Source organism: Variovorax sp. GW822-FHT04A09 (assembly GCF_058801005.1).
The window spans coordinates 109,448-130,477 of sequence record NZ_JBXAMV010000008.1 but is presented as its reverse complement, the minus strand read 5'-3'; the positions used below and the strand labels follow the sequence as shown (position 1 = coordinate 130,477).

The following is a 21,030-nucleotide window of genomic DNA, read 5'->3' as shown; positions in this document are numbered from 1 at the left end:
ACCCAACGACGCACGACGACATGGACAGCCGAAAGATCAAGACCTGGGCCTGGGTGCACAAGTGGAGCAGCCTTGTCTGCACGGTGTTCATGCTGCTGCTGTGCATCACCGGCCTGCCGCTGATCTTCCACCACGAGATCGGCCACCTGCTGGGCACCGAGGTCGAGGCGCCGAAGATGCCGGCCAACACGCCGCGCATCAGCCTGGACAAGGTGGTCGAGATCGGCCGCGCCAAGCACCCCGACCGCGTGGTGCAGTTCGTCTCGCAGCCCGAGGACGACGACGGCCTGTGGTTCGTCACGCTCACGCCCACGCCCGAACCCACCGAAGACTTCAAGTCGGTGGCGGTCGATGCGCGCACCGGCGTCGTGCTGGCGCAGCCGGAGTTCAGCCAGGGCTTCATGTACGTCATGTTCAAGCTGCACGTCGACCTGTTCGCCGGGCTGCCGGGCAAGCTGTTCCTGGGCTTCATGGGGCTGCTGCTGCTGGTGGCCATCGTCTCGGGCGTGGTGCTGTATTCGCCGTTCATGCGCAAGCTCGACTTCGGCACGGTGCGACGCGAGAAGCGTCCGCGCCTGAAGTGGCTCGACCTGCACAACCTGCTGGGCATCGTCACGCTGGTGTGGCTGTTCGTGGTGGGTTCGACCGGCATGATCAACACTTGGGCCGACCTGATCATCAAGTACTGGCAGTACGACCAGCTGAGCACGCTGCTCGCGCCCTACAAGAACGAGCCGGTGGTGCCGGTGGCCGAGCGCGGCTCGCTGCAGCGCTCGATGGAAGGCGCGATGCAGAAGGCGCCCGGCATGAAGCTGTCGTTCATCGCCTTCCCGGGCACCTCGTTCTCGAGCCCGCACCACACGACCTTCTTCCTGCGCGGCAACGAGCCCTTCACCTCGAAGCTGCTGCAGCCGGTGCTGGTCGATGCCAAGACGGCGGAGGTCACGGCGGCGCCGAAGATGCCGTGGTACCTCACGGGCCTGCTGGTGTCGCAGCCGCTGCACTTCGGCGACTACGGCGGCATGCCGATGCAGATCCTGTGGGCGCTGCTGGACATCGCGACCATCATCGTGCTGGGCAGCGGGCTGTACCTGTGGCTCAAGCGCGGCAACACCGTGCCGGCACGGACGACCACGACGACTGCGGCGCCCGCCACGGTATCGGGCCCGCAGCCTGACCCGGCACCGGCCATGAAGGTGCAGGCATGACGACGCACCACAAGGCACCGCACCAGTCCTTCTGGCGCATGTGGGGCTGGCCGATCGCGCTGGGGGTGATGACCACCGTCGGCCTCATCACCGCGCTGTTCAGTGACGGCGGCCTCGGCGACATGGTGGCCTGGGTGGGCCTGGGCATTCCGGTGCTCGTGTGCGCCTGGTACGGCTGGCGCCGGTCGCCGCGCACGGGTTCGCGCTAGGCGAAAGGGGCAGGGCACCGACGCAGAATCGGTGCCGATGAATGCCGCACTCTCCTACCCGCTTCGCCTCCTGATCCTGGGCGCTCCGCTGGCCGTGCACGGCCAGCAACCCGCCACGTCGCCGGCTGGCACGCTGCGCGATGTCACCGTTTCGACGCCGCGCGGCACGCTGTCTCCGTTCCTCGTGCCCGGCTCGGTCGACCGCGTCGATGGCGACGAGATGCGCGACAGCCGGATGCAGGTCAACCTGTCCGAGAGCCTGGGCGCCGTGCCCGGCCTGCAGGTGCAGAACCGCATGAACTACGCGCAGGACCTGCAGCTGTCGGTGCGCGGCTTCGGCGCGCGCTCGACCTTCGGCGTGCGCGGCGTGCGCCTGTACGTCGACGGCATCCCGGCCACCTTGCCCGACGGGCAGGGGCAGACCTCGAACATCGACATCGGCTCGGTCGATCGCGTCGAGGTGCTGCGCGGGCCGTTCTCGGCGCTGTACGGCAATTCGTCGGGCGGCGTGGTGCAGGCGTTCACGGCCTCGGGGGAGGGCGCACCGCGCCTGTCGTATGCGCTGGCGGGCGGCAGCTTCGGCAGCTGGCGCCAGTCGCTGCAGCTCAGCGGCTCGCAGGGCGCGGTCGACTACCTGCTCGGCGCGAGCCACTTTCGCACCGACGGCTGGCGCGAGCAGAGTGCCGCGCGGCGCAACATCGCGAACGGCAAGCTGGGCATCGCGCTGGACAACGGCGACAAGCTCACGCTGGTGTTCAACAGCGTGCGCATCGAGGCGCAAGACCCGCTGGGCCTGACGGCCGAGCAGGTCGAGCAGGCACCGCGCAAGGCGCCGCTGGCGCTGCAGTACGACACGCGCAAGACGGTCGAGCAGACGCAGGTCGGCCTGCGCTACGAGCGGCGCCTCAATGCCGAGCAGGCGCTGCAGTTCATGGTCTATGGCGGCGAGCGCAAGACGGTGCAGTTCCAGTCGATCCCGCCGTCGGCGGAGCAGAGTCCGCTGCACGCGGGCGGCGTGATCGACCTCTCGCGCCAGTACGGCGGCGTCGACCTGCGCTGGACCGCCGCGCTGCAGCTGGCCGACCGGCCCTTCGACCTCGTGGCGGGCCTGGGCTACGACAGCCTGCGCGAGCGCCGCCGTGGCTACGAGAACTACCTGGGCCCAGTGGCCGCGCCCCTGCTGGGTATGCAGGGGCGCCTGCGCCGCAACGAGCGCAACGAGGTCTGGAACCTCGACCCCTATGCCCAGGCGGCCTGGCGCTTCGCCGAGCGCTGGACGCTCGAGGCCGGCGTGCGCCGTAGCCGCGTGCACTTCGATTCGCACGACCTGTACATAGCCGGTGCCAACCGCAACGACAGCGGCAGCGCGAGCTACAGCAAGACCCTGCCCGTGGCCTCGCTGCGCTACCAGGCCACGCCCGATCTCACGGTGTACGGCTCGGTCGGCCGGGGCTTCGAGACGCCGACGCTCAACGAGCTGTCGTACCGCCCGGGCGGTGCCAGCGGGCTCAACTTCGGGCTGCGGCCTTCGGTGAACGACAGCCTCGAAGTGGGCGCGAAGGCGCGGCTGGGCGGCGGCCTGCTGACGGCGGCGCTGTTCCACACCCGCACGCGCGACGAGATCGTCACCGCCACCAACAGCGGCGGTCGCGCCACCTTCCAGAACGCGGGGCGCACGCGGCGCAACGGCTTCGAGCTGGGCTGGCAGCACGAGACGGCCGACCACTGGCGCACGCAGGTCGCCTACACCTGGCTGGACGCGACCTACCGCGATGCGTTCTGCTCGCCGTCGCCCTGCGCGGGCGGCAATGCCGTGAACGCGGGCAACCGCATCCCGGGCATCGCGCGCCAGTCGCTCTTCGCCTCGCTCGGCTGGGTGCCGTCCGAAGGCTGGCGCGCGGGCGTCGAGATGCGCGCGCTGAGCCGCATCCAGGCCAGCGACCTGAACACCGCGAGCGCGCACGGCTACGCCGTGGCGGCGCTGTACGCCGGCTACCTGAAGAAGTGGGAGCGCTGGGACTTCAACGCCTTCGCGCGCGTCGACAACCTGTTCGACCGCCGCTACATGGGCTCGGTCATCGTCAACGAAGGCAATGCGCGCTTCTACGAGCCCGCGCCCGGTCGCAACTGGACGGTGGGCCTGAGCGGCGCGTACCGCTTCTGAAGAACGCGCCATGAAAGGAAAAGGCCCGCCGCCCCGAGGGGACGGCGGGCCTTGAGACCCGGTATTCGCAGTGCTTACTTGAGGCCGGCTGCAGCGCGCAGTGCGGCCGCTTGCGTCGTGGCTTCCCAGGTGAACTCGGGCTCTTCGCGGCCGAAGTGGCCGTAGGCGGCGGTCTTCTGGTAGATCGGGCGCAGCAGGTCGAGCATCTGGATGATGCCCTTCGGACGCAGGTCGAAGTGCTCGCGCACGAGCTCGGCGATCTTCTCGTCGGGGATCACGCCGGTGCCTTCGGTGTAGACCGTGATGTTCATCGGCTGGGCCACGCCGATGGCGTACGCCACCTGGATCTGGCACTGGCGCGCCAGGCCGGCGGCCACGATGTTCTTGGCCACGTAGCGCGCGGCGTAGGCGGCCGAGCGGTCGACCTTCGACGGATCCTTGCCTGAGAACGCACCGCCGCCGTGCGGGCAGGCGCCGCCGTAGGTGTCGACGATGATCTTGCGGCCGGTGAGGCCGCAATCGCCCTGCGGGCCGCCGATGACGAAGCGGCCGGTCGGGTTGATCAGGTAGCGCGTGTTCTGCAGCCATTCCTTGGGCAGCACGGGCTTGATGATCTCTTCGATGATGGCTTCGTTGAACGAGGCCTTCATCTTGGTCGGCGTTTCGCTCTGGTCGGGGCTGTGCTGCGTGGAGAGCACCACGGTGTCGATGCTGTGGGGCTTGCCGTCCACGTAGCGCATCGTGACCTGGCTCTTGGCGTCGGGGCGCAGGAAGGGCAGGCGGCCGTCCTTGCGCAACTGGGCCTGGCGCTCCACGAGGCGGTGCGCGTAGTAGATCGGCGCGGGCATCAGCTCGGGCGTTTCGTCGCAGGCGTAGCCGAACATCAGGCCCTGGTCGCCGGCGCCGGTGTTCAGGTGGTCGTCCGAGGCGTGGTCCACGCCCTGGGCGATGTCGTTGGACTGCTTGTCGTAGCAGACCATCACCGCGCAGCCCTTGTAGTCGATGCCGTACTCGGTGTTGTCGTAGCCGATGCGCTTGATGGTGTCGCGCGCGACCTGGATGTAGTCGACGTGCGCGTTGGTCGTGATCTCGCCGGCAAGCACCACGAGGCCGGTGTTGGTCAGCGTTTCGGCGGCGACGCGGCTGCGGGGGTCTTGTTCGAAGATCGCGTCGAGGATCGCGTCCGAGATCTGGTCCGCGACCTTGTCGGGATGGCCTTCGGAAACCGATTCGGAAGTAAAGAGAAAGTCGTTCGCCACTGTGGTCACTCCTTGAAGTTCAATTGGCGCGTTGCCAACTCTGCGGAGCCCTGGCGAACGCTTTAGCAGATGTCGATGAATCGACGGGACACAATCGCATTCGCGCTTGTGGGTGTCGCCCTGCAAGTTGTTCCGTAACTCGGCGACAATTTGCATTCTATTCGAGCCGCGCAATACCATGCGCGCGCGTCCGCCTTTTGACCCTCCCTGACTCTCTCCCCCTCCCCGTTCAATGATCACCCTGTTCCGCCTGCTTGCCCGCGTGCCGATGCCGTTGATGCATCGGCTCGGCGCCTTGCTGGGATGGCTGGTCTGGTGGTGCGCGCCGGATTACCGCCGCCGCTTCAAGGCCAACGCCGAGAGCGCCGGCTTCTCGCCCGCGCAGTACCGTCCCGCCATCGCCGCCGCCGGTCACATGGCGTCCGAGCTGCCCTGGCTGTGGCTGCGCCCGCAGGGCGAGAGCGTGCTGACGCGCGTGGTGCGCTGGGAAGGCGTCGAGGCCTTCGAGGCCGCGATGCGCGCGAAAAAGGGCGTGATCCTCGTGGCGCCGCACCTGGGCAGCTGGGAGATGTGCGGCCAGGCCATCGGCGAGCGCTTTCTCGCGGACTTCGGGCCGATCACCGCGCTGTTCCGTCCGGCGCGCAAGAAATGGATGGCCGACCTGATCGCCGCGGGTTCGCGCGACCGGCCCGGTCTGCAGACCCTGCCGACCAACAACACCGGCGTGCGCGGCCTGATCCGCACGCTGCGCGGCGGCGGCTACACCGGCATCCTGCCCGACCAGGTGCCGCCGCTGGGGCAGGGCGTGTGGGCGCCTTTCCTCGGCCGCCCCGCCTACACCATGACCCTGCTTCCCCGTTTGGCCCAACAGACCGGTGCCGCCTGCTTCCTCAGCGTGTGCGAGCGCCTGCCGCGCGGCGCGGGCTACGTGATCCGCTTCGAGCCGATCGTCGGCACCGCGCTCACGGACCCCGAGGCCTCCATCGAGGACGCCGCAGCCGCCATGAACGACGGCATCGGCCGCCTGATCCACAGCCTGCCCGGCCAGTACGTGTGGGACTACGCGCGCTACAAGGAGCCGCGCGGCGAACCCGCCGTGGTGGCCAATGCCGCGGGAGGGGCCGCGCCATGAGCCTCAGTTCCCGACTCGGTATCGGCTTCATGCGGGTGCTGGCCCCGCTGCCCCTGCCGCTCGTGCGCGGCTTCAGCAGGGTCCTCGGCCGCCTGCTGCACACCATCGCCGTGCCGCGGCGGCGCGTGGTCGACCGGAACCTGGCCCTGTGCTTCCCCGAAAAATCGGAGGCCGAGCGCCGCGCCATCGCGCGCGAGACCTTCGTCTTCGTCGCGCAGTCATGGCTGGACCGCAGCTGGCTCTGGCATGCGCCAGAGCAGGTGGTGAAGAGCCGGCTGAAGATCGTCGGTTCTGCCTCGGAGATCCGCGAAATCGCCGAGGGCGACGCGCCGATGATCCTGTTCGCGCCGCACTTCTACGGCCTCGATGCCGCGGCCACCGCGCTCACCATGCACACGGCGCGCCCGTCGGCCACGATCTACACGACCCAGCGCGACCCGATGGTCGATGCCTGGATCCGCGAAGGCCGCACCCGCTTCGGCGACGTGGCGGCGCTCAACCGGGTGGACGGCATCAAGCCCATCCTCTCGGGGCTGCGCAAGGGCGGCCTGCTGTACCTGCTGCCCGACATGGACTTCGGGCGCGACCAGACCATCTTCGTGCCCTTCTACGGCGTGCAGGCGGCCACCGTGCCGTCGCTCTCGCGCTTCGCGCGGCTGGGCAAGGCCAAGGTGGTGCCGGTGGTGGCCAAGCTCACGCCGGGCGGTTACGAGATTCAGGTCCTGCCGGCGTGGCAGAACTTCCCGACCGACGACGTCGAGGCCGACACGGCGCTCATGAACGAGCGCCTGCAGGGCTACATCGACACGATGCCGTCCCAGTACTACTGGGTGCATCGGCGCTTCAAGACCCGCCCTGAGGGCGAGCCACCCATTTACTGAGCGCGCTGGAGGAAGCCCTCGATCTCGCGCGCGACCAGCTGCGGCTGCTCGTGCACGATCCAGTGGGTGGCGTTCGGCACCTTCTTGACCTCAAGCTTCGGCACGTAGTCTTCCAGCCCTTCGAGCAGGCCCGGCAGCAGTGCCGCGTCGTCGAGCGCCCAGAACACGAAGGTCGGCATGGTCACCGTGAGGCGTTCGCGCGGCAGCACCGGAATGCTGTCGATCGACTGGCCCGGCAGTGGCGGCTTCATCGGCGTCACGCGGTACAGGTTGCAGGCGCCCGTGAGGCCCGCGCTCCAGACTTCGCGGTACTGCTGCTTCACCTCTTCGGTGAGCCAGCCGAAACCGTCCGGGCCGGCCTTCATCAGCAGGAAGAAGGGCCACATGCGCTTGAAATCGTCGGCCGCGAGCAGGGCTTCGGCGTCGGGGCGCGCCAGGAAGTGCATGTAGGCGCTGGCCTGCTGCTGCGCCGGGTTGTTGCGCAGCTCGCGCGTGAAGGTGCCCGGGTGCGGCGAATTGATGATGACCAGCTTGCCGACCTGCTGCGGGAAGGCGTTGGCGTAGCCCCAGGCGAAGGCGCCGCCCCAGTCGTGGGCCACCAGCGCGGCCATGGTGCCGTCGGCGCTCTCGGTGGCCACGAGCTGCTGGATGTCCTGGATCAGCAGGTGGGCCTTGTAGTCGGCGACTTCCGTGGGCGCGCTGGACTTCTCGAAACCGCGCAGGTTGGGCGCCACGCAGCGGTAGCCGCCGTGGGCCGGGTCCGAGAAGTAGGCGAGCAGCTCGTCCCAGATGAACGCGGCCTCGGGAAAGCCGTGCAGGAACACCATCAGCGGCTGGCCCGGCTTGCCGGCGGCGCGGCAACTCAGGGTGGTGCCGTTGGGCAGGCTGCGTTGGAAGGTCTCGATCATGCTTCGTGTCTCCTTGGGTTGACTGTCGCTATTGTTTTGATAGTGAACTTCGCAGGCGAGGCGCTCGATGCAGCCGGTTCCTCTAGCGCATCAGGCGTCTTCGGCCGGTGGTGGCGCGGGCGCTGGCGCGGCGTCGTCGGGGTGCACCCAACGCCACAGCAGCTCGGCCGCCTCGCCGACCCCTTGCTTCTTCAGGGCCGAGAACAGTTTGACCTCGCCGCCGCCGGCGTTCAGTCGCGTAATCGACAGCACCTTGGCGGCTTCGGTGCGGGTGAGCTTGTCGGACTTGGTCAGCAGCACGAGGAATTTGAGGCCTTGCTCGACGCGCGGACGGATCACGTCGAGCAGGATCTCGTCGAGCTCGGTCATGCCGTGGCGCGGATCGCACATCAGGACAACCCCGCGCAGACTTTCGCGCGTCATGAGGTAGTTGCCCATCACGCGCTGCCAGCGCAGCTTGGCTTCCTTCGGCACGGCCGCGTAGCCGTAGCCGGGCAGGTCGGCCAGCACGGCGTCGTCGACCTTCTGCTTGCCGATGCCGAACAGGTTGATGTGCTGCGTGCGGCCCGGCGTCTTCGAGGCGAAGGCCAGGCGCGTCTGCTGCGTCAGGGTGTTGATGGCGGTCGATTTGCCGGCGTTGGATCGGCCGACAAAGGCGATCTCGGGCAGGTCGACCGGGGGCAGGTGCTCGAGTTGCGGAGCGCTGGTCAGGAAGTGGGCGGTGTGCAGCCAACCGAGGGCCACGCGCTCGCGTTCAGCGACCTGCGGGTCCACGGCAGGGGCCGCGCGGGGAGGATAAGCGGCGGACTTGGCGCGCGGGGAGGTCATCAATGGGCTTTCGGAACGGGGCGCCATTGTAGAATCGCGGGGTTTTGCGCCATAAATTCGAAGCCCCCGATATGAAGTTGTTTGCCAATATTCTGCTTGCAGCCCTCATGGGCGTCGCAGCCAGCGCGAGTTTTGCAGCCGATGAGCATGCAGCTGCCCCCGCAGCGGCAGCCGCCAAGCCGGCCAAGCCCGATCCCGCCAAGGGCGACACGCTGTTCAATGCGACGCCGGCCAACAGCCAAAGCTGCGCTTCGTGCCACAACGCGGACGGCAACTCGGCCATCGCAGCCAACCCCAAGCTGGCGCAACAACACCCCGAATACATCCTCAAGCAGCTGCAGGACTTCAAGTCCGGCAAGCGCAAGAGCGCCATCATGAAGCCGCTGGCCTCGGCGCTGTCCGAAGAAGACATGCGCAACATCGCCTGGTTCGTCGGCTCCAAGAAGATCAAGCCGGGCTTCTCGAAGGAGAAGGACACGGTCGCCCTCGGCGAGAAGATCTACCGCGGCGGCATCGGCGATCGCCAGATCCCCGCCTGCGCCGGCTGCCACAGCCCGAACGGTGCCGGCCTCCCGGCCCAGTACCCGCGCCTGGGCGGCCAGCACGCCGACTACACCGTGGCCCAGCTCGTGGCCTTCCGCGACAACGTCCGCCTGAACAGCTCGCCCATGAACGGCGTGGCCGCCAAGCTCAACGACCGCGAAATCAAGGCCGTGGCCGACTACATCGCCGGCCTGCGCTGATTTCCGCCGTCGCGCTGTCCAGCGTGAACTAACCGCCGATAAAAATCCCAAACAAAGGGCGGGCCGATCCAGGAGGATGGCCCGCCCTTTTGTTTTTTTCCTCTTTCCTGGTTCCCTCCCGATGACCGTTTCCACCCATGGCCTTCGCGTGCATCGCGGCCCGCAGCTGCTTCGCGCCGCGGTGGAACTGCTGTCGTCGATGCGCTTCGCGATCGCGCTGCTCACGGTCATCTGCATCGCCTCGATCATCGGCACCGTGCTCAAGCAGCATGAGCCGATCAACAACTACATCAACCAGTTCGGGCCCTTCTGGGCCGAGCTGTTCCGCACGGCGCGGCTCGACTCGGTTTACAGCGCCTGGTGGTTCCTGCTGATCCTGCTGTTTCTGGTGATCAGCACGTCGCTGTGCGTCGCGCGCAACACGCCGCGCATCCTGATCGACCTGCGCACCTTCAAGGAAGACATCCGCGCGCAGAGCCTAAAGGCCTTCGGCCAGCGCGCCGAGAACCGGCTGGCTGAAACGCCCGACATGGCGGCCAACCGCATCGGCCAGCTGCTCGTGAGCGGCGGCTGGAAGGTCAAGCTGCAGCAGCGCAACGCCAGCGCCGACGGCAAGGCCGCAGCGGGCTGGATGGTCGCGGCGCGCGCCGGCGGTGCCCACAAGCTGGGCTACATCGCCGCCCACGGCGCCATCGTGCTGGTGTGCATCGGCGGCCTGCTCGACGGCGACCTCGTGGTGCGCGCCCAGACCTGGTTCAATGGCAAGAGCGTGTTCACGGGCGGCGGCATGATCGCCGACGTGGCGCCCGAGCACCGCCTGTCGACCGCCAACCCGACCTTCCGCGGCAACATCCTCGTGCCCGAGGGCGGGCGGGGCAACGTGGCCATCCTGAACCAGGCCGACGGCGTGCTGCTGCAGGAGCTGCCGTTCACCATCGAGCTGAAGAAGTTCATCGTCGACTACTACTCGACCGGCATGCCCAAGCTGTTCGCCAGCGAGGTGGTGCTGCACGACCGCGAGAGCGGCGAGCAGGTGCCCGCGCGCATCGAGGTGAACCATCCGGCCAGCTACAAGGGCGTGGAGATCTACCAGTCGAGCTTCGACGACGGCGGCTCCACGGTGAAGCTCAAGGCGGTGCCGATGGCGGCCGCGGCCAAGCCCTTCGAGGTCGAGGGCATCATCGGCGGCCCGAGCACCGAGATCACCAACGGCAAGGACAAGCTCACGCTCGAGTACGCCGCGCTGCGCGTGATCAACGTCGAGAACTTCGCCGACGGCGGCGCGATGGGCAGCGGCGCCGACGTGCGCAAGGTCGATCTGCGCCACGGCATCGAGTCGCGCCTGGGCGCCGCCAACAAGACCAACAAGCCCAAGGTGCTGCGCAACATCGGCCCGAGCATCGGCTACAAGCTGCGCGACGCGGCCGGCCAGGCGCGCGAGTACCAGAACTACATGGTGCCGGTCGACGCCGGCGACGGCCAGCCGGTGTTCCTGCTGGGCATGCGCGAGAAGCCCGAGGAGCCGTTCCGCTACCTGCGCGTGCCGGCCGACGAGCAGGGCTCGATGGACGGCTTCGTGCGCATGCGCACCGCGCTGGGCGACCCCGCCACGCGCGAGCGCGCCATCCAGCGCTACATCGCCAAGGCGACCGACCCCAAGCGTCCCGAAATGGCCGAGCAGCTGCGCGTGTCGGCCGCCCGTGCGCTGGCGCTGTTCTCGGGCGCCGAGCGCGCCAAGGCCGACGCCGCGTCGCAGGGCGGCTGGCAGGCGATTGCCGAATTCATGGAAGCCAACGTGCCCGAGGCCGAGCGCGAGCGCGCCGGCACGGTGCTGGTGCGCATCCTCAACGACGTGCTGTTCGAGGTGCTCAACCTGAGCCGCGAAGGTGCCGGCCTGGCCGCGCTGCCGAACGACGAGAAATCGCAGGGCTACCTGACGCAGGCCGTGCTGGCCCTGAGCGACGCGCACTTCTACCCGGCGCCGGTCGCGATGATGATGACCGACTTCACCCAGGTGCAGGCCAGCGTGTTCCAGGTGGCGCGTGCCCCTGGCAAGAACATCGTCTATCTGGGGTGTCTGTTGCTGATCGTCGGTATTTTTGCCATGCTGTACGTGCGCGAGCGCCGCCTGTGGGTGTGGCTGACACCCGGCGGCGGCGCCTCTGGAGACAACGACGGCCGCGAAACGGTCGCCACGATGGCGTTCTCGGTCAACCGCAAGACCCTGGACAGCGATCGCGAATTCGAGCACCTGAAGCACAGGTTGCTCGCCCTGAAGAAAGAAGAACCGGCGTCACTATGAACACCACGACCCTCACGCTCCACGAAAGCTGGCTCTCCCGCCGCAACCTGTTCGACTGGGTGTTCGCGGCGCTGGTGCTGGCCGGCGGCGCGTTCGCCTTCATGCGCCACGCCGGCTCGATGGACAGCTACGAAAAGCCGATCCTCGTGGCGGCGCTGGTCTCGGTCATCGGCATCTGCTGGTTCTGGCGCCCGCTGCGGGTGCTGACGCTGGTGGTGGCCGCGGCCTCGCTGCTGGCCATCAGTTCCTACCAGGGCGATCTGGCGCGCGCCGATTCGGTGTTCTGGCTCAAGTACTTCCTGTCGAGCCAGTCGGCCATCCTCTGGATGAGCGTGCTGTTCTTCATGAGCACGCTGTTCTACTGGATCGGCTTCGCCGCCGGCAAGCAGCAGGCCGACACCTTCGACCTGATCGGCTCCCGCCTGGCCTGGGCGGCCGTGACGATGGCGCTGATCGGCACCATGGTGCGCTGGTACGAAAGCCACCAGCTCGGCCCGGACATCGGCCACATCCCGGTGAGCAACCTGTACGAAGTGTTCGTGCTGTTCTGCTGGCTGACGGCGGCGTTCTACCTGTACTTCGAAGAGCGCTACAACACGCGCGCGCTGGGTGCCTTCGTGATGCTGGTGGTGAGCGCGGCGGTGGGCTTTTTGCTCTGGTACACGATCGTGCGCGAGGCGCATGAGATCCAGCCGCTGGTGCCCGCGCTGCAGAGCTGGTGGATGAAGCTGCACGTGCCCGCCAACTTCATCGGCTACGGCACCTTCGCGCTCGCGGCGATGGTCGCGTTTGCGTACCTCATCAAGGAACAGGCGAGCGAGACCTGCTGGTACAAGCTCACGCCGATCTGGCTCTTGGGCGTGGCGCTGTGCTTCGTGCCGGTGGCCTTCCGCCAGCGCGTGCAGGAAGCCGGCGGCAGCTACTGGGTGATCTACGCTGGCATCTCGGCGCTGATCGCCGCGGGCATCCTACTGGGGCGCAAGCGCATCGCGGCGCGCCTGCCGGCCAACGAGGTGCTCGACGACGTCATGTACAAGTCGATCACCGTCGGCTTTGCCTTCTTCACCATCGCGACCGTGCTCGGCGCCCTGTGGGCGGCCGACGCCTGGGGCGGCTACTGGAGCTGGGACCCGAAGGAAACCTGGGCGCTGATCGTCTGGCTCAACTACGCGGCCTGGCTGCACATGCGCCTCGTGAAGGGCCTGCGCGGCACCGTGGCGGCCTGGTGGGCGCTGGCCGGCCTGGCCGTGACCACCTTCGCCTTCCTCGGCGTGAACATGTTCCTGAGCGGGCTGCACAGCTACGGCACGCTGTAGGCGCAGGCCTGGCGCCTTTTGCGAAGAATTGAAACCACGCGCCGCCATGGCGCGTAACCAAACCGGGGCATGTCACGAACTACCCTGAGCACAACGATTCACGCGAAAGGCCTGCCATGTCGTTCCCTTCCCGTTCGCACCGTCGCGACACCCACGGTTTCAACCATCCGCTGTCGAGCGAGATCACGCCGCGCGCCGCCTACGAAGGCCGACGCGACCTGCTCAAGCTGATGGCCGGCGGTGCCGCGGGTGCGGCGCTCGCCACCTTCGCCGGGCGCGAGGCCTTCGCCCAGGCGACCGGCCCGCACAAGCTGGCCCTGCTGCCGGGCGCCAAATCGGCCGTGCCGGGTGCGCAGACCATGGAAAAACTCACCGACTACAAGGACGCGAGCAGCTACAACAACTACTACGAGTTCGGCGTCGACAAGGGCGATCCGGTGAAGAACGCCGGCACCCTCAAGACGCGGCCGTGGACCGTGGAGGTCGAGGGGCTGGTCAAGAAGCCGGGCAAGTACGGCATCGAAGACCTGCTCAAGCTCAGCGCGCAGGAAGAGCGCATCTACCGCCTGCGCTGCGTCGAGGGCTGGTCGATGGTGATCCCGTGGGTGGGCTATTCGCTGGCCGAGCTCATCAAGAAGGTCGAGCCGCAGGGCAATGCCAAGTTCGTCGAGTTCGTGACGCTGGCCGACCCGAAGACCATGCCCTTCGTCGGCTCGCGCGTGCTCGACTGGCCCTACACCGAAGGCCTGCGCATGGACGAGGCGATGCATCCGCTCACGCTGCTGGCCTTCGGCATGTACGGCGAGGTGCTGCCCAACCAGAACGGCGCGCCGGTGCGGCTCGTGGTGCCATGGAAGTACGGCTTCAAGTCGGCCAAGTCGATCGTCAAGATCCGCTTCGTCGAGAAGGAGCCGAGCACAGCCTGGAACAAGGCGGCGGCGCAGGAGTACGGCTTCTATTCGAACGTGAACCCGACCGTCGACCACCCGCGCTGGAGCCAGGCGACCGAGCGCCGCATCGGCGACGGCGGCGGCCTGTTCGCGAAGCGGCGCAAGACCGAGATGTTCAACGGCTACGAGGCGCAGGTCGGCCAGCTCTACGCCGGCATGGACCTGAAGAAGAACTACTGAGCGGGCGCGCCCGCCCAGTCGTTGCGCCATGCTGAACAAGCTGCTCATGCACCCGGCGACCAAGCCGGTCGTCTTCCTGCTGTGCCTGCTGCCGTTCGCGCGGCTGGCCTTCGGTGCCTTCACCGACGGGCTGGGCGCGAACCCGGCCGAGTTCCTGATCCGCGCGACGGGCGACTGGACCCTGCGCTTCATCTGCATCGTGCTGGCGGTGACGCCGGTGCGCGTGATCGCCAAGCTCAACGCGCTGGCGCGGCTGCGCCGCATGCTGGGCCTGTTCGCGTACTTCTACGTGGTGCTGCACCTGCTGTGCTACAGCTGGTTCGACATGGGCTTCGAATGGGGCGAGATCGCCAAGGACATTGCCAAGCGGCCGTTCATCCTGGTGGGGTTCTCGGCCTTCGTGCTGCTGACGCCGCTGGCGGCCACGTCGTTCAATCGCGCGATCAAAGCGATGGGCGCCAAGCGCTGGCAGCTGCTGCACAAGCTGGTCTACGTGATCGCGGGGCTCGGGCTGCTGCACTTCTTCTGGATGCGCGCGGGCAAGAACAACTTCGCCGAAGTGTTCGTCTACGCCGCGATCATCGGGGTGCTGCTGGCGTGGCGCGTCTGGAATTTCGCGCGCAAGCGCCAGGCCAGGCCCGCAGTGGCCGTGCGCGGCAGCGAGAAGCCGCTGCGCACCGGCTGAGACCGGATCAGCCGTCGATCTCGGCGCGCAGCTGGTCTTCCATCGTCTCGCGGCGACGGATCAGCTTCGCTGTGGCGCCGCTCACCAGAACCTCGGCGGCACGGCCGCGCGTGTTGTAGTTGCTGGCCATGCTCATGCAGTACGCACCCGCCGACAGCACGGCCAGCAGGTCGCCGGCCGCCACGTTGAGTGCGCGGTCGCGGCCGATCCAGTCGCCGCTTTCGCAGACCGGGCCCACCACGTCGTAGGTCGGGGCGTCGCCGGCGCGCTCGCGCAGCGGCACGATCTTCTGGAAGGCCTGGTACATCGCGGGGCGCGGCAGGTCGTTCATGGCCGCGTCGACGATGCAGAAGTTCTTGTCTTCGCCGGGCTTGGTGTAGAGCACCTCGGTCACGCACACGCCGGCATTGCCGACCAGCGAGCGGCCGGGTTCGATCACCAGCTTGCGCTGGCCGAAGCCGCGCGCGTCGAGCTTGGCGAGCAGCTGCTGCCACAGCGCATCGGCCTTGGGCGGCACTTCGCCGTTGTAGTCGATGCCCAGGCCGCCGCCGAAGTCCAGGTGATGGACCGGCACGCCGGCTGCCTCGATGGCTTCCACCAGGTCGAGCACGCGGTCGCAGGCGTCCAGGTAGGGCGAGGCTTCGGTGATCTGCGAGCCGATGTGGCAGTCGATGCCGACCACCTCGAGGCCCGGCAGCCGGGCGGCGTGCTGGTAGGCCTGCACCGCACGGTCATGCGCGATGCCGAACTTGTTGCCCTTGAGGCCGGTGGAAATGTAGGGGTGCGTCTTCGGGTCGACGTTCGGATTGATGCGGATGCTGATCGGCGCGCGCACCTTCTCGGCCAGCGCCACCTCGTTGAGCACGTCGAGCTCGGCCTCGCTCTCGACGTTGAAGCAGGCGATGCCGGCCGCCAGGGCCTGGCGCATCTCGGCGCGCGTCTTGCCGACGCCCGAGAAGATGATCTTCTTCGGATCGGCGCCCACGGCCAGCACGCGCGACAGTTCGCCGCCGGAGACGATGTCGAAGCCGCAGCCGGCCTCGGCGAACACGCGCAGCACGCCGAGCGAGGAGTTGGCCTTCATCGCGTAGCAGATCAGCGCCTCGCGGCCCTCGAAGCCGCGCTGGTAGGCGGCCAGGGCGTCGAGCATCCACTGCTTCGAATAGACGAACAGCGGCGTGCCGTGCGCGCGCGCCAGCGCGTCGAGCGTGACGCCCTCGACGTGCAGGGCGCCGTCGCGGTGGGCGATGTGGGGGTGGCCGGGCAGGGGGGTGTTCGTCGTCATTTCTGGGGGGAGGCGGGGGCGCTGCTGGCTGCGGCGGGCTTGGGGGCCGCTTCGTTGTCGGAGGCTTTGGAGCCGCCGGGGGTGAGCAATTGGGGCAAGGTGGCGCGCTGGGCGGCCGCCGGATCGGTCGGCAGATAGAGCGCGCCGCGCTGTCCGCACGCCGCAAGGCCGGCCGCGCTGGCGGCAAGGCAGACCATGAGCGCGGTGCGGGCGCGAGCGCTCACTAGAATTTGGCGAACATTCAACATGCTGAAATTGTAATGACCGACACCGAGTACATGGACCGCGCCGAGGCGGCGCTTGCTGCCATCGAGCAGGGCTGCGACCGCATCAACGACGCGACCGACGCCGACATCGACAACCAGCGGGTCGGCGGGATGATCACGATGTCGTTTCGCAACGGCAGCCAGCTGATCGTGAACCTGCAAAAGCCGCTGCAGGAAATCTGGCTGGCGGCGCGCTCCGGCGGCTACCACTACCGGCACGACGGCCGGGTGTGGGTGGACACCAAGACCGGGGAAGAGTTCTTCGGCAACCTGTCGCGCGAGGCGACCCTGCAGGCGGGGCAGCCGCTGGTGTTCGCGGCGGCCTGAGCCGCCGCTCCGTCTTTTTCGATTAGTTCCTGAACAGGTCGAGGATGCGGTTGCGCTCCTCGGGCGGCGCGGGCGCGCTGATCGCTGGACCGCTCAGGGCTTCGGCCGGTGCCACCGGCGCGGAAGACTCCACGCCCAGGCTCGACACGCCGCGGCCCGGCGCGTAGTCGTCGTAGTACCACTCGCCGCCGACGCTCACGATGCCCGAAGGCGGCGTGGTCGACAGGTCGGTCACGGGCACGCCCTTGAGGGCGGTTTCCATGTAGTTGATCCAGATCGGCAGGCTCAGGCCGCCGCCGGTTTCGCGGTCGCCCAGGTTGCGCGGCGTGTCGTAGCCGATCCACGAGATCGCCGTCATGGTGGGCTGGAAGCCCGCGAACCAGGCGTCGAGCGAGTCGTTGGTGGTACCGGTCTTGCCGTAGAGGTCGGGGCGCTTGAGCATCGCCTGCGCCTTCGCGGCCGTGCCGGCGCGCGTGATGGACTGCAGCAGCGTGTCCATGATGAAGGCGTTGCGCTGCGGGATGGCGCGCGAGGCTTCATTGAGCAGCGGCGGCTGGACGTCGACCAGCACGCGGTCCTTGTGGTCGGTGACGCGGGTCACGAGGTACGGATTCACGCGGTAGCCGCCGTTGGCGAACACCGAATAGCCCACCGCCATCTGCATCGGCGTGACGGCACCGGCACCGAGCGCCATCGGCAGGTAGGCGGGGTGCTTGTCCTTGTCGAAGCCGAAGTTGGTGATCCAGTCTTGCGCGTAGCGCGTGCCGATGGATTGCAGGATGCGGATCGACACGAGGTTGCGCGACTTCATCAGCGCGGTGCGCATCGACATCGGACCGTCGAAGCCGCCGCCGTAGTTCTTGGGCTCCCAGGGCTGGCCGCCGGTGGTGCCGGCGTCGAAGAACAGCGGGCCGTCGTTGATGACCGTGGCGGGGGTGAAGCCCTTTTCGAGCGCCGCCGAGTAGATGAAGGGCTTGAAGCTCGAGCCCGGCTGGCGCCACGCCTGCGTGACGTGGTTGAACTTGTTCTTGCCGAAGTCGAAACCGCCGACCAGCGCCTTGATGGCGCCGTCGCGCGGGTCCATGGCCACGAACGCGCCTTCCACCTCGGGCAGCTGGGTGATTTCCCAGGTGCTCTTGGGCGTCTTCGCGACGCGGATCACGGCGCCGCGGCGGATCTTGATGTTGGGCGGCGCCTTGTCCGACAGGCCGGACTGCGCGGGCTTGAGGCCGTCGCCCGTGATCTGCACGGCGTCGCCGTTGGCGCGGATGGCCTGGATTTCCTTGGGCGTGGCCTTGAGCACCACGGCCGCCATCACGTCGCCGTTGTCGGGGTGGTCGTTCAGCACGTCGTCCACCGCTTCGTCGAGCTCCTTGGGGTCGTTCGGCAGGTCGATGAACTTCTCGGGGCCGCGGTACACCTGACGGCGCTCGTAATCCATGATGCCCTTGCGCAGCGCCTTGTAGGCCGCGGCCTGGTCGGCTGCGACCAGCGAGGTGTAGACCTTGAGGCCGCGCGTGTAGGTGCTGTCGCCGTACTGGGCGTACATCAGCTGGCGCACGGTTTCGGCCACGTACTCGGCGTGCAGGCGGTTCGGGTCGGCGGCGTCGCGCAGGTGCAGCTCTTCCTTCTTGGCCTCCGCCGCCTGCTCGGCGGTGATGAAGCCGGCCTCCTGCATGCGGTCGATCACGTAGAACTGGCGCCCGCGTGCGCGCTGCGGGTTGTTGACCGGGTTGTTGGCGCCGGGCGCCTTCGGCAGGCCGGCCAGCATGGCGGCCTGGGCGATCGTCATCTCGGACAGCGGCTTGCCGAAGTAGGCCTCGGAGGCGGCGGCGAAGCCGTAGGCGCGGTTGCCCAGGTAGATCTGGTTCAGGTAGATCTCGAAGATCTGGTCCTTCGTGAGCAGGTGCTCCAGCTTGAAGGTCAGCAGCACTTCGTAGATCTTGCGGGTCAGCGTCTTCTCGGAGCTCAGGTAGACGTTGCGGGCCACCTGCATCGTGATGGTGGAGGCGCCCTGGCTCTTCACGCGGTTCAGGTTGGCGAGGCCGGCGCGGACCAGACCCTTGTAGTCGACGCCGCCGTGGTCATAGAAGCGGGCGTCTTCGGCGGCGAGGACAGCGTCCTTCACGACCTTGGGGATCGCCGCGATGGGGGTGAGGTTGCGTCGCTCTTCCCCGAATTCGCCGATCTGCGTGCCTTCGGCGGAGAACACCCGCAGCGGCAGCTTGGGGCGGTAGTCGGAGAGCTCCGAGATGTCCGGCAGGTTGGGATAGGCCACTGCCAGGGCCACGGCCACCACGCACAGGATGGAAAGCAGGCCCGCCGCAGCGATGCCCGCCCCCCAGAACACGAAACGCAACAGCCATTTCAGCCAGAAGGGGCGTTCGGGTGGAGGAGTCTTGGCGCGCCCTTTCGGGCTGGAAGTTTCTTGCATGGGAGCCCGGAGAGTCACCGGACATTATAAAAAGCCGCCCCCTCGGCGCCTCCGGATCTTTGTTACCTCGCGCATTCCCTCTCCAGGGGCTAAGCAGAAAGTTACAGAATGCGGCTTTGACGTCACGTTTTGACAACGGTTGTCGGTTTCGGGCTTTCTGCACGCTTGGTGGGCGCTGTGCCTGCTGCTAGCATGCAACCGAACGCATATTTTTCCATTGGTTACAAATAACAGGGGGAGAGGGACCTAACTTGGCTGCTCTTGGATCATTGTTTCGTCGTCAGAACGCCCCCCTGCTGGGACTGGACGTCAGTTCGTCCAGCGTGAAGCTGGTGGAGCTCGGCCGTGAGGCCAGCGGCAAGCTGGTCCTGGAGCGCTGCGCCATCGAGCCGCTCGAACGCGGCTGGATCACCGACGGCAACGTCGAAAAATTCGACGAAGTCGCCGAAGCCGTGCGCCGCGTCGTGCGCAAGAGCGGCACCAAGACCCGCAACGTGGCGCTGGCGCTGCCGCCCTCGGCGGTCATCACCAAGAAGATCATTCTCCCGGGCGGGATGAGCGAGCAGGAGCTCGAGATCCAGGTCGAATCCGAAGCCAACCAGTACATCCCGTTCTCGCTCGATGAGGTGAGCCTCGACTTCTGCGTGACAGGACCGAGCACGACCTCCGTCGGTGACGTGGAAGTGCTGATCGCCGCCTCCCGCAAGGAGAAGGTGCAGGACCGCGAAGGCCTGGCGGAAGCCGCGGGCCTGAAGGCCATGATTCTCGACGTCGAGTCGTATGCCTCGCGCCTCGCAACCGCGCGCCTGATCGAGCAGCTCCCGGGCAAGGGCGTGGACGCCATCGTGGCGCTGTTCGAAGTCGGCGCCTTCACGACCAGCATGCAGGTGCTGCGCAACCAGGAAGTGCTGTACGACCGCGACCAGGCCTTCGGCGGTGCTCAATTGAGCCAGTTGATCGTGCGTCAGTACGGTTTTTCCGCCGAGGAAGCCGAAGCCAAGAAGCGCAGCGGCGACCTGCCCGACGACTACGGTTCGGGCGTGCTCAAGCCCTTCGTCGAAAGCATCGCGCAGGAAATCGCGCGGGCGTTGCAGTTCTTCTTCACCAGCACGCCGCACAACCGCGTCGACTACGTGCTGCTGGCGGGCGGCTCGTCGTCGCTGCCGGGGCTGACCAATGCCGTGACCCGCCAGACTTCTTTTGCCTGTTCGCTCGTGAATCCGTTCGACGGCATGGACTTCGGCCCCAGCATTCGCGAGAAGAAGGTCCGCCGCGAAGCGCCTTCCTATCTGACCTCCTGCGGCCTGGCCATGCGGAGGTTCCTGCAGTGATCCTGATCAATCTGCTTCCGCACCGCGAAGCCGCGCGCAAGCGCCGCCGCGAGGCTTTCTACGGCACCTTGGGTGGTGCCGCGCTGCTGGGCGCCCTGATCGCCGGCCTCGGTTACCTGTGGTTCGAGGCCCAGATTTCGGCTCAGCAATCGAAGAACGGTTTCCTTCAGGCCGAGATCAAGAAGCTCGAAGTCGAGATCAAGGAAATCTCGACACTGCAGGAAGAAATCGCAGCCTTGCGCGCGCGCCAGCTGGCCGTGGAAGACCTGCAAGGCGACCGCAATCTGCCCGTGCACCTGCTCAACGAACTCGTCCGGCAATTGCCCGACGGCGTCTACCTCACCAGCATGAAGCAGGAGAACCAGACCGTGACCCTGCAAGGCATGGCGCAGTCGAACGAGCGCGTGTCGGAGCTGCTGCGCAACCTCGGCAACAACAGCCCCTGGCTGGTGAAGCCCGAGCTGGTCGAAATCACCTCGGCCAACGTGAACCTGAGCCAGCGCGACCAGCGCCGCGTGGCGAACTTCACGATGCGCATCGGCCTCAAGCGGCCCACCGACGCCCAGAAGGCGGAGGCCGAGAAGGCCCTGGCCGCCAAGGCGCAGGCGAAGGGGTAATCGAT

At 67.5% G+C, this 21,030-nt stretch carries 19 protein-coding genes; 13 read left to right on the top strand and 6 right to left on the bottom strand.

Annotation, left to right across the window (positions count from 1 at the left end; genetic code table 11):
- Positions 1-20: 20 nt before the first annotated feature.
- From AC1RLW_RS29460 to AC1RLW_RS29450, 3 genes are read left to right on the top strand one after another with little or no spacing between them, the layout of a single operon-like run.
- Positions 21-1,208 carry a PepSY-associated TM helix domain-containing protein gene (locus AC1RLW_RS29460; RefSeq protein WP_493196033.1) on the top strand — a complete coding sequence of 396 codons (1,188 nt, stop codon included), beginning with the start codon at positions 21-23 and terminating at the stop codon, positions 1,206-1,208.
- The gene (locus AC1RLW_RS29455) at positions 1,205-1,417 is read left to right on the top strand and encodes a hypothetical protein (RefSeq protein ID WP_070059960.1); all 213 of its coding nucleotides are present in this window, start codon (positions 1,205-1,207) and stop codon (positions 1,415-1,417) included. Before AC1RLW_RS29460 ends, AC1RLW_RS29455 begins: the two co-directional genes overlap by 4 nt.
- A 37-nt stretch (positions 1,418-1,454) precedes the next feature.
- Complete coding sequence (locus AC1RLW_RS29450; RefSeq protein ID WP_493196032.1) at positions 1,455-3,581, top strand: TonB-dependent receptor domain-containing protein; 2,127 nt, start codon at positions 1,455-1,457, stop codon at positions 3,579-3,581.
- A gap of 74 nt (positions 3,582-3,655) precedes the next feature.
- Here the strand turns inward: AC1RLW_RS29450 and metK are convergent, their stop codons facing one another.
- Positions 3,656-4,840, bottom strand: a complete 1,185-nt coding sequence (metK, locus tag AC1RLW_RS29445; protein WP_062471813.1) for a methionine adenosyltransferase — start codon at positions 4,838-4,840, stop codon at positions 3,656-3,658.
- A 232-nt stretch (positions 4,841-5,072) separates the two neighbouring features.
- Here metK and AC1RLW_RS29440 point away from each other — a divergent pair, with 232 nt between their 5' ends.
- Both AC1RLW_RS29440 and AC1RLW_RS29435 read left to right on the top strand, forming a co-directional pair.
- Positions 5,073-5,972, top strand: coding sequence for a lysophospholipid acyltransferase family protein (locus tag AC1RLW_RS29440; protein ID WP_492686189.1), 900 nt, complete (start codon positions 5,073-5,075; stop codon positions 5,970-5,972).
- A complete protein-coding gene (locus AC1RLW_RS29435; RefSeq protein WP_493196031.1) occupies positions 5,969-6,853 on the top strand; it encodes an LpxL/LpxP family acyltransferase in 885 nt (294 codons plus the stop codon). The genes AC1RLW_RS29440 and AC1RLW_RS29435 overlap by 4 nt, the downstream gene beginning before the upstream one ends.
- Here the strand turns inward: AC1RLW_RS29435 and AC1RLW_RS29430 are convergent.
- Both AC1RLW_RS29430 and yihA read right to left on the bottom strand, forming a co-directional pair.
- Positions 6,847-7,761: an alpha/beta fold hydrolase gene (locus AC1RLW_RS29430; RefSeq protein ID WP_493196030.1), complete on the bottom strand. Its 915-nt coding sequence runs from the start codon at positions 7,759-7,761 to the stop codon at positions 6,847-6,849. The two genes, AC1RLW_RS29435 and AC1RLW_RS29430, sit on opposite strands and share 7 nt — an antisense overlap.
- 90 nt (positions 7,762-7,851) lie before the next feature.
- Complete coding sequence (gene yihA, locus AC1RLW_RS29425) at positions 7,852-8,589, bottom strand: ribosome biogenesis GTP-binding protein YihA/YsxC (protein WP_354347923.1); 738 nt, start codon at positions 8,587-8,589, stop codon at positions 7,852-7,854.
- Between the two features lie 71 nt (positions 8,590-8,660).
- On the opposite strand from yihA, the gene AC1RLW_RS29420 reads away from it, so the two are divergent.
- The 5 genes from AC1RLW_RS29420 (at position 8,661) to msrQ (ending at position 14,765) form a co-directional block, all read left to right on the top strand.
- A complete protein-coding gene (locus tag AC1RLW_RS29420) occupies positions 8,661-9,332 on the top strand; it encodes a c-type cytochrome (protein ID WP_095743749.1) in 672 nt (223 codons plus the stop codon).
- Positions 9,333-9,453: 121 nt separating this feature from the next.
- Positions 9,454-11,634 carry a cytochrome c biogenesis protein ResB gene (locus AC1RLW_RS29415; protein WP_493196029.1) on the top strand — a complete coding sequence of 727 codons (2,181 nt, stop codon included), beginning with the start codon at positions 9,454-9,456 and terminating at the stop codon, positions 11,632-11,634.
- On the top strand, positions 11,631-12,950 hold the full coding sequence (ccsB, locus tag AC1RLW_RS29410; protein ID WP_493196028.1) for a c-type cytochrome biogenesis protein CcsB: 1,320 nt from the start codon (positions 11,631-11,633) through the stop codon (positions 12,948-12,950). The genes AC1RLW_RS29415 and ccsB overlap by 4 nt, the downstream gene beginning before the upstream one ends.
- Before the next feature lie 116 nt (positions 12,951-13,066).
- Entirely contained in the window at positions 13,067-14,080 is a 1,014-nt protein-coding gene (msrP, locus tag AC1RLW_RS29405) for a protein-methionine-sulfoxide reductase catalytic subunit MsrP (RefSeq protein WP_159274009.1), read from the top strand.
- Between the two features lie 31 nt (positions 14,081-14,111).
- Positions 14,112-14,765, top strand: coding sequence for a protein-methionine-sulfoxide reductase heme-binding subunit MsrQ (msrQ, locus tag AC1RLW_RS29400; RefSeq protein ID WP_493196133.1), 654 nt, complete (start codon positions 14,112-14,114; stop codon positions 14,763-14,765).
- A gap of 7 nt (positions 14,766-14,772) precedes the next feature.
- On the opposite strand, the gene lysA is transcribed toward msrQ, so the two are convergent.
- Together lysA and lptM are read right to left on the bottom strand one after the other, a co-directional pair.
- Positions 14,773-16,050: a diaminopimelate decarboxylase gene (gene lysA / locus AC1RLW_RS29395; RefSeq protein ID WP_493196027.1), complete on the bottom strand. Its 1,278-nt coding sequence runs from the start codon at positions 16,048-16,050 to the stop codon at positions 14,773-14,775.
- A complete protein-coding gene (gene lptM, locus AC1RLW_RS29390; protein ID WP_062471782.1) occupies positions 16,047-16,298 on the bottom strand; it encodes an LPS translocon maturation chaperone LptM in 252 nt (83 codons plus the stop codon). The genes lysA and lptM overlap by 4 nt, the downstream gene beginning before the upstream one ends.
- Positions 16,299-16,310: 12 nt before the next feature.
- Between lptM and cyaY the strand changes: the two genes are divergently transcribed.
- Positions 16,311-16,643 (top strand): iron donor protein CyaY, encoded by a 333-nt coding sequence (gene cyaY, locus AC1RLW_RS29385; RefSeq protein WP_062471779.1) that lies wholly within the window; start codon positions 16,311-16,313, stop codon positions 16,641-16,643.
- Positions 16,644-16,665: 22 nt separating this feature from the next.
- On the opposite strand, the gene AC1RLW_RS29380 is transcribed toward cyaY, so the two are convergent.
- Positions 16,666-19,077: a penicillin-binding protein 1A gene (locus AC1RLW_RS29380; protein WP_493196025.1), complete on the bottom strand. Its 2,412-nt coding sequence runs from the start codon at positions 19,075-19,077 to the stop codon at positions 16,666-16,668.
- Positions 19,078-19,328: 251 nt separating this feature from the next.
- On the opposite strand from AC1RLW_RS29380, the gene AC1RLW_RS29375 reads away from it, so the two are divergent.
- Both AC1RLW_RS29375 and AC1RLW_RS29370 read left to right on the top strand, forming a co-directional pair.
- The gene (locus AC1RLW_RS29375; protein ID WP_062471776.1) at positions 19,329-20,408 is read left to right on the top strand and encodes a pilus assembly protein PilM; all 1,080 of its coding nucleotides are present in this window, start codon (positions 19,329-19,331) and stop codon (positions 20,406-20,408) included.
- Positions 20,405-21,025, top strand: coding sequence for a PilN domain-containing protein (locus AC1RLW_RS29370; RefSeq protein WP_070059948.1), 621 nt, complete (start codon positions 20,405-20,407; stop codon positions 21,023-21,025). Before AC1RLW_RS29375 ends, AC1RLW_RS29370 begins: the two co-directional genes overlap by 4 nt.
- Positions 21,026-21,030 lie beyond the last annotated feature (5 nt).